At 44.8% G+C, this 13622-nt stretch carries 10 protein-coding genes and 4 tRNA genes; 13 read left to right on the top strand and 1 reads right to left on the bottom strand.

Features of this window, described 5'->3' with window-relative positions; genetic code table 11:
• Positions 1 to 83 precede the first annotated feature (83 nt).
• From FFM74_RS03790 to FFM74_RS03750, 9 genes are all read left to right on the top strand, one after another.
• Positions 84 to 156, top strand: a tRNA-Asn gene (locus FFM74_RS03790).
• 45 nt (positions 157 to 201) lie between these two features.
• Positions 202 to 274 (top strand) — tRNA-Thr (locus tag FFM74_RS03785).
• A gap of 522 nt (positions 275 to 796) precedes the next feature.
• Complete coding sequence (locus FFM74_RS03780) at positions 797 to 2269, top strand: peptide MFS transporter (protein ID WP_137625296.1); 1473 nt, start codon at positions 797 to 799, stop codon at positions 2267 to 2269.
• Positions 2270 to 2331: 62 nt separating this feature from the next.
• Positions 2332 to 3165, top strand: a complete 834-nt coding sequence (locus FFM74_RS03775) for a metallophosphoesterase (RefSeq protein WP_414672068.1) — start codon at positions 2332 to 2334, stop codon at positions 3163 to 3165.
• A 68-nt stretch (positions 3166 to 3233) separates the two neighbouring features.
• Positions 3234 to 3316: transfer RNA gene (locus FFM74_RS03770), tRNA-Tyr, on the top strand.
• A gap of 9 nt (positions 3317 to 3325) precedes the next feature.
• A tRNA-Gln gene (locus tag FFM74_RS03765) sits at positions 3326 to 3397 on the top strand.
• 262 nt (positions 3398 to 3659) lie between these two features.
• A complete protein-coding gene (gene proC / locus FFM74_RS03760; RefSeq protein ID WP_137625295.1) occupies positions 3660 to 4451 on the top strand; it encodes a pyrroline-5-carboxylate reductase in 792 nt (263 codons plus the stop codon).
• Positions 4452 to 4562: 111 nt separating this feature from the next.
• Positions 4563 to 5699, top strand: coding sequence for an N-acetylglucosamine-6-phosphate deacetylase (nagA, locus tag FFM74_RS03755; RefSeq protein WP_137625294.1), 1137 nt, complete (start codon positions 4563 to 4565; stop codon positions 5697 to 5699).
• Between the two features lie 25 nt (positions 5700 to 5724).
• Positions 5725 to 6426 (top strand): GntR family transcriptional regulator, encoded by a 702-nt coding sequence (locus tag FFM74_RS03750; RefSeq protein WP_137625293.1) that lies wholly within the window; start codon positions 5725 to 5727, stop codon positions 6424 to 6426.
• Between the two features lie 47 nt (positions 6427 to 6473).
• On the opposite strand, the gene FFM74_RS03745 is transcribed toward FFM74_RS03750, so the two are convergent.
• Positions 6474 to 7211, bottom strand: a complete 738-nt coding sequence (locus tag FFM74_RS03745) for a WecB/TagA/CpsF family glycosyltransferase (RefSeq protein ID WP_137625292.1) — start codon at positions 7209 to 7211, stop codon at positions 6474 to 6476.
• A gap of 158 nt (positions 7212 to 7369) precedes the next feature.
• Here FFM74_RS03745 and FFM74_RS03740 point away from each other — a divergent pair, with 158 nt between their 5' ends.
• The 4 genes from FFM74_RS03740 to FFM74_RS03725 all read left to right on the top strand — a co-directional run bounded on the left by FFM74_RS03740 (position 7370) and on the right by FFM74_RS03725 (position 13494).
• Entirely contained in the window at positions 7370 to 8839 is a 1470-nt protein-coding gene (locus tag FFM74_RS03740; RefSeq protein WP_137625291.1) for a nicotinate phosphoribosyltransferase, read from the top strand.
• A 14-nt stretch (positions 8840 to 8853) separates the two neighbouring features.
• Positions 8854 to 9681 carry an ammonia-dependent NAD(+) synthetase gene (gene nadE / locus FFM74_RS03735; protein WP_137625290.1) on the top strand — a complete coding sequence of 276 codons (828 nt, stop codon included), beginning with the start codon at positions 8854 to 8856 and terminating at the stop codon, positions 9679 to 9681.
• Between the two features lie 666 nt (positions 9682 to 10347).
• A complete protein-coding gene (locus tag FFM74_RS03730) occupies positions 10348 to 13002 on the top strand; it encodes a cation-translocating P-type ATPase (RefSeq protein WP_137625289.1) in 2655 nt (884 codons plus the stop codon).
• A gap of 57 nt (positions 13003 to 13059) precedes the next feature.
• Entirely contained in the window at positions 13060 to 13494 is a 435-nt protein-coding gene (locus FFM74_RS03725; protein WP_137625288.1) for a hypothetical protein, read from the top strand.
• Positions 13495 to 13622: the final 128 nt, after the last annotated feature.

Genomic DNA, 13622 nt, shown 5'->3' with positions numbered 1-13622 from the left:
CGAACACAGAAGTTAAGCTTCTTAGCGCCGAGAGTAGTTGGGGGATCGCTCCCTGCGAGGGTAGGACGTTGCCATGCGAATATTCCGACATAGCTCAGTTGGTAGAGCGCTTGACTGTTAATCAAGATGTCGACGGTTCGAGCCCGCCTGTCGGAGTGACAGATGTTAGCCCCCACGGTGTTGACATCTTTTTTATATCATGCCGGCTTAGCTCAGTTGGTAGAGCATCGGTATCGTAAACCGAGGGTCATCAGTTCGACTCTGGTAGCCGGCACTTGTTGAGACGGGACGTGGTTCTCGTCTTTTTTAATTCAATTGATCATGAAGTGAGCGTTCAGGCTGATGTCTGGACGCTCTTTTTGGCTATTATTATCGTCACGGTCTCGTCAGCTGGTCAGAACACAGGTGACCTCGGCACGGTTAAGCCGGTAAATCAACCGTTTTCAAGGCGAAAGGTCAGTTTGTTTAATTAGATTTACAATGGTAAATACCACAATTTTTACCAGATGATGACGCTAAATGCCTGCTGTAAAATTAGAAATTGATGTTATTAAATTATTTATGTAAGCTCATGAAATATATGAAAATACTAACTTTCTGCAATTTAACGGGCTTTTTATCTGTCACAAAAGTATGAGAATTGTTTGCTCTAATGTGTTTAAGATTAGAAAACAATTAAAGCAGTTGTTGAATAAGATTAAGGCTAGTATAATAGTTATTATGTTTAATTAAGAAACGAAATTTGTTACTTTTAAACGAAGTTTGATCTGCTAGATGAAGTTTGGAGGAAATTTAATTGGATAAAGAGCAAAAACTGGATCGGTCGTTCTTTGGCCAACCCCGTGGCTTGCGGACGTTGTTCTTCACAGAAATGTGGGAACGATTCAGTTACTATGGGATGCGCGCGCTATTAATCTTCTATATGTATTACAGCGTTGCTAAAGGTGGCCTTGGTTTTGATCAAGGAACCGCTGCATCGATTATGTCAATCTACTCAGCGTTAGTTTATGTTTCCAGTGTCTTGGGTGGATTTTTATCAGACCGGGTTTGGGGTAGTCGTAAGACAGTCTTTATTGGTGGGGTCCTGATTATGTTGGGCCACATTGTCTTGTCGATTCCAGCCGGTGTCAGCACCTTGTTTATCTCAATTGCCTTAATCGTCATTGGGACTGGGTTGTTAAAGCCTAACGTTTCCGATATGGTTGGTCAATTATATACTGCAGAAGATACACGCCGGGATGCCGGTTTCAGTATCTTTGTCTTTGGGATTAACTTAGGGTCATTGGTTGCACCAATTCTAGTTGGTCGAATTGGTTTAGGTGTTAACTTCCATCTTGGTTTCTCATTAGCTGCGATTGGGATGTTCTTCGGTTTACTACAATATTACTTTGATGGTAAGAAGAATTTAAGTACTGCTAGCTTGTACCCAACTGATCCATTGGAACCAGGCGATTTGAGCAAAGTCATTCGCCGGACACTGATTGGTATCGTTGGGTTAGGGTTAGTCCTACTCTTGATGCAATTATTGAACGCCTTGAATCTCAACAATATTATTACGTTAATTAGTGTGTTAGTTATCCTAACGCCAGTGGTTTACTTCACGTTGATGCTAACCTCTGAAAAAACCAATGCTAAGGAACGCTCGCGTGTACGTGCTTACATTCCACTCTTTATTGCTGCGGCATTGTTCTGGGCAATTGAAGAACAAGGATCTGCAGTTTTGGCACTATTTGCTGCCGATCGGACAAGTTTGAATCTCTTAGGCTGGCATTTAGCCGCTTCTGACTTCCAAATCTTAAATCCATTGTTTATCATGCTATATACGACACCATTTGTCTTGCTATGGACGAAGTGGGGTAAAAAACAACCTAGTTCACCTGCTAAATTCGCGGTTGGGCTTGTGTTTGCCGGTGTGTCATACTTAATCATGGCAATGCCAGGATTCTTCTTTGGCACAAGTGGCAAAGTTAGTCCTTTGTGGCTTGTTGGTAGTTGGGCCGTCGTTGAAGTTGCTGAAATGTTAATTTCACCAATCGGCTTGTCGGTAACAACCAAGCTGGCACCAAAGGCTTTCGCTTCTCAAATGATGAGTATGTGGTTCCTGACTGATGCGGCTGGGAGTGCCTTGAATGCACAAATCGTGCGTTTCTACTCCTCAAAGACCGAAGTGCCTTATTTTGCGACAATTGGTATCGTGAGTGTTATCTTAGGGATTATCCTCTTCATGATGGTACCGATGATCAAGAAGGCTATGCAAGGAATTCGATAAAACCTATTTAAATCAAGGTATGTTATCTTAAAGATAGCATATCTTTTTTTGAGGTGATAAGGGTGAGTCGGGTAGCTTTTACGAGTGATAATCATTTTGATGTGAATAAAGTTGACGTGCAAGTCACGATGCGTGCTCAAGCCGAGTATTTGTTAGCGAATGGTGTCCAAGTGTACTTAATCGCAGGAGACCTGTTTAATGACTTTCAACGGAGTCAGCAATTCGTGGTGGATCTACAAGCCCTGCTAGGCAAACAAACGCAAGTCTATTGGATTGCTGGTAACCACGACATGGTACATGGTATTTCGTTTGATGAGTTGGAAACCGGGTATTTTGCGGGGTATTTGCATAATCGGTCAATCGATTTACCACATAGCGAGTGGCGGATTATTGGTCACAACGGTTGGTATGATTATCGTTTTGCGGCAGGAGTGCCTGACACCACGATTTCGGACTTCCAGCAGTGGAAACGGGCCTTTTGGATTGATCGGGCAATCAAACAGCCAATGAGTGATCCAGAACGGGCGCAGCTGATGTTAACGCAAGTGACCGCCCAATTAGCCGCGGCACAAGCTGATCACAAACGGGTTATTTTAATGACGCACTTTGTTCCCAAAGTTGACTATTTGCGCTTTACTAATGATAATCGTTTTTGGAATATGGCAAATGCTTTGATGGGGTCGCCACGGTTAGGCGACTTGGTAGAACGCTATCAAGTCGAGCGGGTCCTTTTTGGACATCTACATGTGCATCCAGCGCCACGTCAATTTAAGCAGACAACATATTATGATCAGGCAGTCGGCTACGGGCGGCCCCGCTTAAATGAATGGCAAGAGACAACTTTCATGGCAGAATGGCAACATGATCTTAAAATATTAGATTTGGCTGAAAAATAAAAAAGTTTTGCCAAATCCCTTGATTTTTTATTCAAAGTTCTGTATTCTAATATAGTTGAATGATTCACGGAGGGGTAGCGAAGTCTGGCTAAACGCGGCGGACTGTAAATCCGCTCCTTCGGGTTCGGTGGTTCGAATCCACTCCCCTCCATTTTATCATTGGGCTATAGCCAAGTGGTAAGGCAACAGGTTTTGATCCTGTCATGCGCTGGTTCGAACCCAGCTAGCCCAACTACCAAACAGTCACTCCGGTGGCTGTTTTTTTGTGCCTTCATACGTGATTTATGAATTTATATTAATCGCATGGTTTAGTGTGACCAAGGTAACAGCATGAGTCATGAAAAATTTGGTCCTGACACCTTATCAAGTTGTCGTACTATTGGTATAGTTAGACTAATCCAGAATTACAAGCGTTCAAGCTTTACAAAATCAATGGTTATTTGTACGATAAATTTTATAGTGATTAATTGGTCAATTTTAAGGAGAAAGCGTAAATGAAAATTGGATTTATTGGGGCCGGCAATATGGGCCGTGCCATTATTGATGGTTGGTTGAAGACTAAGGCGGTTGCGCCAGATGAGTTATATATTCATAGTGCGCACACCGCAAGTTATGAACCATACGCGAAAGCAAATGGCTTGCACGCGGTCGCGTCAAATCTGGACGTTGTTCAAGCCGCCGATGTCATTGTATTAGCAATTAAGCCTGATATTACCTTGAAGGTGTTAAAAGAGCTAAAATCGGCAATTACGGCCGGTAAATGGGTTATTACGATGGTTTCTGGGATTGAACTGGCAGATTATGAAGCTGCCGTCGGGAAATTACCAATCTTGCGAATCATGCCAAATGTTAATGTGGCGATTGGTGGTGGGATGACAGCGTTAGTTGGAAATGCGAGTCTAACTGCTGAACAATACGCGGCCGGTCAGGCGTTATTTGACACCATTGGTGAGACCAGCGAAATTTCAGAGAAACATTTTAGTACGTTTTCAGCATTGGCTGGTAGTTCGCCAGCATACGTTTACTTTTTCATTGACGCGATGGCGCGTGCTGGGGTTAAACATGGGTTAGATAAAGCTACTGCAACTAAGATCGCGGCACAAGCAACTTTAGGCAGCGCCAAGATGGTCTTAGCTTCAGATAAGATCCCATTCGATTTAATTGATCAAGTGTCATCTCCCGGTGGCACAACGGTCGCTGGCCTGTTAGCGATGGAAGAAGCCGGATTCATGACGTCGGTCGTTAAAGGCATTGATGCGACGATTGCCAAAGAACTGGGTGACTAGCTCGGTCTGAATCGGGTTTGCTGGTTCCGGTGGTAACTCCTACGCTTTGTGGTTGCATATTTGGTCTATACCGATTATAATAGAACCAGTAAATCCAAGGAGGAATTGTTCATGAGCAAAGTTTTAAAACATGCCATCATTTATACTGGTCTAGAAAAGATCGATGACGGCTACATTCGTTTCGGTAAGGAAATTGAAGCGGTCGGGCCAATGGACGAGTATGTTGCCCAACCTGACGATGATATTGAATTTGTCAGTGGCAAGACAATTGTACCTGGTTTCATCGATGTGCATAGCCATGGTGGTTATAGTTTTGATTCAATGGATGGTAATCCAGCTGAAATTAACGAAATGGTCAATGATATGGTTGCACGTGAAGGGATTACGTCATACTTCTGTACCACAATGACGCAATCTAACGAGAATTTGGATCATTCTATGGCCGGCATCAACAAGGCTGCTCAAGAAAATCCCGTTATTCAAGGGGTTCATTTGGAAGGCCCATTCATTTCAGCCACATTTAAGGGTGCCCAACCAGAAAAGTATATTAAGAATCCGAACGTTGCTTTATTGGATAACTGGAACAAGCTTTCCGGCGGTCGCGTTAAATTGATTACGTATGCGCCAGAAGATCCAGGCTCGCGTGAATTCGAAAAGTATTGCTTGGAAAATGGGATTGTCCCTTCAGTCGGTCATAGCAATGCCACTCGTGAACAATTGTTGGCAAGTAAAGCCACTCATGTGACGCATTTATACAATGCCCAACGTGAATTCAAGCATCGCGAACCAGGGGTTACTGGTCACGCCATGCTTGAAAATAACATGGTCTGTGAATTGATCTGTGATGGTTTCCATATCGTCCCAGACATGATCAAGCTTGCTTATGAACAAAAGGGTGCTGATCGCATTGAATTAGTAACTGACTCAATGCGTGCTAAAGGCGAACCTGATGGTGTCAGCGAATTAGGTGGGCAAAAAGTGATCGTTAAAGATGGTCAAGCTCGTTTGGAAGCTGGTAATTTAGCCGGTTCTGTCTTGACTTATATTGACGCCTTTAAGAATGTTCAAAAGTTCACCGGCTGTGGGATCTTTGAAGCCGTTAAGATGTCATCAGTCAACCAAGCTAGAGAATTCAAACTAACTTCTAAAGGAACTTTGGAAGCTGGCAAGGACGCCGACATCAATGTTTTAGATGCCGACCAAGACTTAGTTGCAACATACAGCTATGGTAAAAAAGCTGCTAAATAAATAATAGAAGACAGGGATGAGATCCATGAGTTCGCCAATTTATATTCAAATTCATAACCAAATCAAACAAGCCATTGAAGCCGGTCGTTGGGCAGTTGGTGATCGTATTCCATCTGAACGGGAGCTAGCAGGTCAATTTGATGTGAGTCGAATGACGTTGCGCCAAGCGATTCAGACCTTGGTTGATGAAGGAATACTAGAGCGGCGAGTGGGCGCTGGCACCTTTGTTGCAAATCAAAAAGTGCAGGAAAAAATGTCTGGGGTCACCAGCTTTACTGATTTAATGCTGGCTCAGGGAAAAGTTCCTTCTAGTAAAACCATTTCATACCACGTGACGAGCCCCTCACTCTCTGAAAGTGAGAAGCTGGCGTTACAACCAAATGAGCAAGTGCTACGGATGGAACGGATCCGCTATGGCGATGATGTGCCGATTTGTTTTGAGGTGGCCACGGTGCCCGAACGTTTGGTTAAACAATTTACTAAGGATGAGATCACGAGCTCGCTTTATCGGACCTTGGAAGAAAAAGCGGGATTTGTTCCTGGTAAAGCCCAGCAGACCGTTTCTGCGATGTCTGCTTCTGAGCGGATTGCGGAATACTTGTCTGTCCGGCGTGGCGATGCGTTATTGCGGCTTCGTCAGATTTCATATTTGCAAACGGGTGATCCGTTTGAATACGTCCGCACGCAGTATGTGGGTAACCGATTTGAGTTTTATTTAGAAAAATAAAGTCAAAAAAGCGATTCATCAGTCAAAAGCTGATGGATCGTTTTTTATTACGACTTTGATTGTTTGGCGATTTTTTTGATCAAATGGAGATATCGCGGTAATACCAGCATGCGTTTGAAACGACTAGGTTCTTGGATCAAACGATATAACCATTCGATATGATGTTTTTGCCAAAATTTGGGGGCACGTTTAACGGTTCCGGCAAGCACGTCAAAACTGCCACCAATGCCCATCCACAAGCCATCAACTTGATGGCGATGAGCGGCAATGAAAAATTCTTGCTTAGGAAAACCAGTCGCGATAAAGATCATATCTGGTTTAGCAGCAACGATTTGGTCAACGACGGTGGTTTCATCGGCGTAATAGCCATCCAAAGCACCGGCGATGACTAAATTGGGTGCCGTCGACTTGAGCTTAGCCACAACTTGCTTTAGCACTGCTGGCTTGGCGCCAAGCAGGAAAACACGTTGGTGCTGCTTGGCGCCCCATTTTAGTAAGGCCAGCAGCGTATCATAGCCGGTAATCCGCTCTGGGAGTGGTGTTCCGAGAATTTGCGCGCCTTGAATGACGCCAATGCCATCTGGTGTAATATAATCGGCCTGCTGAAGGACTTGCTGATACTCGGGATGTTCGCGAGCGTACATTAAAATTTCTGGATTCGCCGTGACGACAAAGCGATTCTGATGGGCCAGCACATCTTGTTCAAGCTGGGCAACAAAAGCCTGGTTAGTCGTCTTAATAAACGGCACGTTTAAAATAGAAACAGTATCAAATGGTGCAGACATAAGCGGCCTCACTTTCAAAACTTAATTAAAGTATAGGGATTTCAGTAATTTCTGCAACTTTTTCAGGTGCTTACATTCATTAGTTTTCAAAATAATGATAGAATAGGCTTAACTTAAACTAATGTCGTTTACAACCTACGAAATGGAGAATTAAACTCATGACTCAAATCTATCCGGATGATAGTTTAACCTTGCATACGGATGCTTATCAGATCAACATGATGCAAACTTATTGGGAACAGGGGATTCATAACCGACACGCGGTGTTCGAAGTCTTCTTTCGGAAGATGCCGTTCCAAAATGGCTATGCGATTTTTGCTGGTCTTGAGCGAGTAGTTAATTATATCAATAATCTCCACTTTACGGAGACGGATATTGCGTATTTACGTGAAGCCGAAGATTATCCAGAAGGTTTTTTAGACTACTTAAAGAATTTCAAGTTTGATGCCACCATTCGGTCTGCGCGTGAAGGGGACCTCGTTTTCAATAATGAGCCTTTGATGCAAGTTGAGGGGTCACTAGCGACCTGTCAATTGATCGAAACCGCATTGTTGAATATTATCAACTATCAAACTTTGATTGCGACTAAAGCCGCTCGAATCAAGTCGGTTGTTGGTGAAGAAGACGGGCTGCTCGAATTTGGAACACGCCGGGCGCAAGAAATGGATGCCGCAATTTGGGGCACCCGGGCGGCTTATATTGGTGGCTTTGATGCGACGAGTAATGTCCGAGCAGGGAAAATTTTTGGCATTCCGATTAGTGGAACGCACGCGCATGCCCTAGTTCAAACGTATCGAAATGACTATGCCGCATTTAAAGCCTACGCTGAAACGCATCACGATTGCGTGTTCTTAGTGGATACGTATGACACGTTGCGTAGTGGTGTGCCATCTGCCATTAAAGTGGCTAAGGAAATGGGCGATAAAATTAACTTTCAAGGTGTCCGGATTGATAGTGGCGATATGGCCTACTTATCAAAACGGGTGCGAGAACAGTTAGACGAAGCCGGTTTTCCTGACGCGAAGGTCTATGCTTCCAATGACTTGGATGAAAAGACGATTCAAAACTTGAAGATGCAAGGCGCCAAAATTAGCGTTTGGGGCGTCGGTACGAAGCTCATCACGGCATTTGATCAACCGGCTTTAGGGGCCGTTTACAAGATGGTCTCTATTGAGGATGATAACGGTAAGATGGTCGATACGATCAAATTATCCAATAACGCTGAAAAAGTTTCGACACCTGGTCGGAAACAAGTTTGGCGGATTACTAAGCGCGCGGATGGCAAATCAGAAGGGGATTACGTGACGCTTTATGATGAAGATCCGCGCAATGAAGAGTCGATTTACATGTTCCATCCAAGTTACACGTATATCAATAAGACGGTCAGCGACTTTGATGCCCGGCCAGTTTTAATTCCCATTTACGATCAAGGCAAACAAGTTTATGACTTGCCAGCTTTGAAAGAAATCAAACAGTATGCTTACGATAGTTTGGATTCTTTATGGGATGAATATAAGCGGGATTTAAATCCACAAGATTATCCAGTGGATTTATCACAGAAGCTGTATGATCACAAGATGAACATTATTCACTCAGTGCGCGACTGGGTCAATAAAAAAGATTACTAGGAGGATTTTTGCCGATGCGGCCATTACAAACTGAAATTATTAACGCCTTACATGTGAGTCCTAAGATTGATCCGGAAACTGAAATCCGACGCAGTGTTGATTTCTTAAAGGCTTATTTAAAGAAAAATGCTTTCTTAAAAACTTATGTCTTAGGCATTTCGGGTGGTCAGGACTCCACGTTAGCCGGTAAAATGACTCAACTCGCTATTACGGAAATGCGTGAAGAAACTGGCGACAACGATTATCAATTTATCGCTGTTCGTTTACCTTATGGTGATCAGGCTGATGAATCCGATGCGATGGATGCCATCAAATTCATGCAAGCCGATGTTATTGACCGAGTCGATATTCAACCAGCTACCGATGCCATGGTGACGGCGCTTGAAGCGACTGGCTTAACAATTCATGACTTTAACAAGGGTAACATCAAGGCACGCCAACGGATGATCGTGCAATATGGGATTGCGGGCGAACGTCACGGTGCGGTTGTTGGGACGGATCATGCCGCGGAAGCGGTCACTGGTTTCTATACGAAATACGGTGATGGTGGCGCAGATATCGTACCCCTGTATCGTTTGGACAAACGCCAAGGTCGGGCCATGCTAGAAGTCTTACAAGCACCAGCCCACCTTTACAAAAAGGTGCCAACTGCCGACTTAGAAGACGATCGGCCGGCCTTACCGGACGAAGTTGCTCTGGGTGTGCACTATGACGACATTGATGACTATTTGGAAGGTAAAGACATTGACTCTGCGGCGGCTGAGAAGATTGAGGCTTGGTATTTAAAGACCGCTCATAAACGGCACGCGGCGATTAATGTTTTTGATGATTTTTGGAAATAGGTTACTTAATTAGATCGCTGACTGCTGAAAAGTGGTTGGCGATTTTTTTGCTCGAAAGTGTACTACCCAGTTCAACTGAAGCACTGAATAGCCGACTAAACAAAATCATATGTCCGAAAGTTAAGTAGCTCATTCGCCTAGCAATCACGCCGCTAAATTTGCGCCTATATCAACCAACTGGCCCGTGCATCTAGCGAAGATTTTCTAGCTGACCGATTATTTACAAAAATGCACAGTTTTAGCCGTGAGGGGGCTTCGTTTGGGGCTCAGCCGTGGCATTTGACTTAGCGTGGTGGTTTGTCCGCGGTTAGTCAAAAACCAGCTTTTGAGACCGCCCTTTGGCTCAAAACTGGTTCATGGCGTTCCAGCCCCAAACGAAGCTCCCGGTAGGCGGGAATTAGCACGATTCGCTAATTTTAAAAAACCGATACTTACAAAGTCATCGTATCAGTAGACAGTTCTCAGGTTATCTGTTATATTAGCCATACAATCATAAGGGAGTAACTAGCAGTGTAACTGCGGCAATATCGTCAACAAGAAGCCAATCCGGTATTGTCTTAAATAGTGAGACTTATGTATGTCACAATTACACGTGCATACATGGGTCTCATTTTCTATATCTGGACGGTTTAGAAAATGGGACTCGGATGCGAGGAGGAGACACACATGTCGAAACAATCTAGGTACCAACAACCGTTAGCAACGATTTATCAGGATTTAAAGGCTAACGAACAAGGCTTACAACAAACTGAAGCGAGTCAACGCTTGGAACAGTATGGGCATAACGCCTTGAACCAGCAAAAGACTACTTCGATGTTGCAAAAGTTTTTAGCACAGTTTAAAGATTTCATGATCATTGTTTTACTTGTCGCGGCACTGATTGCAGCGTTCACTGGTGAAGTCGTGGATGCGGTCATTATTTTATTGGTTGTCGTGTTAAATGCAGTCTTTGGCGTTTTTCAAGAATCCAAAGCTGAAGAAGCAATCAATGCCTTGAAAGAAATGGCGGCACCGGACGCAACCGTGCTGCGCGATGGGACCTTTAAAACGGTGAAAAGTGATGAACTTGTTCCCGGTGATATTGTGACGCTCGAAGCTGGCGATATTGTCCCGGCTGACTTGCGTTTGATTGAAAGTGCCTCTTTAAAAGTAGAAGAGTCCGCGCTGACCGGGGAATCTGTACCGGTTGAAAAACAAGCCGAAACACTAACCGCCGATGATTTAGCAATCGGGGATCGCTTGAATATGGCTTACATGAACAGTAATGTCACCTACGGGCGTGCGACCGGGATGGTGGTTGCGACTGGGATGCAGACCGAAGTTGGTCGGATTGCTGGGATGATCGAAGCGGCCGATGAAACGACGACGCCATTACAGGCCAACTTAACGCAACTTGGCAAGTCACTGACGATTCTCATTTTAGTGATTGCGGCGGTTGTCTTTGGGATTGGGATGTTGCGTGGTAGCGAGAGCTTAATCAATATGTTATTGACGGCGATTTCGTTAGCCGTGGCGGCAATTCCAGAAGGGTTACCGGCCATTGTTACCATTACCTTAGCCTTAGGAACCCAACGGATGGCCAAACGTCACGCCTTAGTACGGAAGCTACCAGCGGTTGAAACCTTGGGAAGTACCGATATTATCGCCTCTGACAAGACTGGGACGTTAACGCAAAATAAGATGACGGTTGAAAAGCTATACGTGAACCAGAAATTGGTTGATGCGCGACCAACCCATCTCCCAACGGACAGTCATTTAGCCCAAGTCATGATTTTAAGTAATGACACGAAAATTATGACCGATGGACTCGCGGGTGATCCAACGGAAACGGCGTTGGTGCAATATAATTTAGACCAAGACTATCCGGTTGACCAATTATTAACTGATCGGCCACGGGTCAGTGAAGTGCCATTTGACTCTGAACGAAAATTAATGTCGACGGTTCACCCGCTCGATGACGGCCAGTTTTTAGTGGCGGTTAAAGGGGCGCCTGACGAACTACTCAAACGGATTACATCCGTTGAGATCAACGGTGAAGTGACGCCGTTGACTAAACCATTACGTGACCAAATCTTGGCGACTAACCATGAATTAGCCACGCAAGCCTTACGAGTGCTGGCATTTGCTTACAAGATTATTACGGCTGTGCCCACGACTGTTAATTCTGAAACGTTGGAAAACGACTTAGTCTTTGCGGGAATGGTTGGGATGATTGATCCCGAGCGGCCAGAAGTTGCGCAAGCAGTCGTTGAAGCCAAGTCGGCGGGAATTCGGCCATTGATGATTACGGGTGACCACCGGGATACTGCGGAAGCCATTGCCGTGCGACTTGGGATTATTGATGAAGGTGATGACGCGGCCGTCATTACCGGGGCTGAGCTTGATGAGATGAGCGATGCTGAATTTGGTAAAAAGGTCAGTGATTACTCGGTTTATGCGCGAGTGGCACCTGAACATAAAGTTCGGATTGTTAACGCTTGGCAAAAACGCGGTAAAGTTGTCGCGATGACCGGTGATGGCGTGAACGACGCGCCCGCGCTGAAAGCCGCTGACATTGGTATCGGTATGGGAATTACTGGGACTGAAGTGTCAAAAGGCGCCAGTGATATGGTTCTGGCCGATGACAATTTTGCGACGATCGTCGTGGCGGTTGAAGAGGGTCGGAAAGTCTTTGCGAATATTCAAAAGGCCATTCAATACTTGCTTTCGGCTAACTTAGGAGAAGTGCTGACGTTATTCATGATGACAATGCTCGGTTGGCAAATTTTAGCGCCAGTGCACATCTTATGGATCAACTTAGTGACCGACACCTTACCAGCGATTGCGTTGGGGGTTGAACCGACAGAAAAGAACATCATGGCAAATAAACCACGTGGTCGAAATTCCAATTTCTTCTCGGGTGGGGTGTTCTCAAGTATTATTTACCAAGGGTTGCTTGAAGGTGGCATCACGTTGCTCGTCTACTGGCTGGCAATCACGTATCCAGTGCATGCTAGTGCTAGCTTGGCCCATGCGGATGCCTTAACCATGGCGTTTGCGACCTTAGGCCTGATTCAGTTATTCCATGCCTTTAACTCGAAGTCGATTCATGGTTCCTTGTTTACGGTGGGCCTATTCCGCAACAAATTCTTTAATTGGGCAATCCTGATTGCCTTCGCGTTACTCGCGATGACCATTATGGTGCCAGGCTTTAATAGCTTATTCCATGTGTCACACTTGGATGCTTATCAATGGGGAATCGTCTTTGCTGCTTCACTCGCAATGGTGGTCGTGGTTGAAATTGTTAAGTTCTTCCAACGCCGTCGGTTACGGCAAGCATAATTCTGACGAATAGGGTAAAATAAGGCATAACTTAATCTAAGAAAAGAGCTTATCATAATGAGAAAAGCAACGATGGCAACTTATATGCCAGTTTTATCAAAAGTGATCGAAAGTACCGAAAAAACAGGTGAAGCACTCAACCCATCATTTGAAAAATTACGGCAAGCGATTGATGACGATGCGGTGGCTAAGATGGTGCCCGCTGAATTTAATGACATTCAGATGGAATTCACGGATGGTACGGAACAGTATCAACAGAATGTTCAACTGCTAAAAAAGGCCGGCGTGCCGGCACGGTTGATTGGTCGCCATCGTAATTTATTAGCGGCCTATGAAGCCTATGCAACTGCCTGTGCTGCGATGACTGCTAGCTTGAACGTGACGGATCAAACAGTTGATCTGGCGGCATTTAATGAGGCGGAAAAAGCACAAGAAACCGAAATGGCACGCGTTTCCAATGATGTTCAACGAATCATGACTATGGTGATGTAAGCATGGTTTAAGAGTGGCACAAAAGGCGGGTTGCTACCGAGCATAGCCTAGGGAACCGGATGATTGGGGTCTTCAATCGTTCGATTTCCGTAGCTCTGTTGCATCCATGCCTTTTGTACCACGTTTCG

The organism is Lactiplantibacillus pingfangensis (assembly GCF_005404945.1).
Classification (GTDB): Bacteria; Bacillota; Bacilli; order Lactobacillales; family Lactobacillaceae; genus Lactiplantibacillus; species Lactiplantibacillus pingfangensis.
The sequence above is the reverse complement of the archived record's forward strand: the minus strand, read 5'-3'. Positions and strand labels throughout refer to the sequence as shown.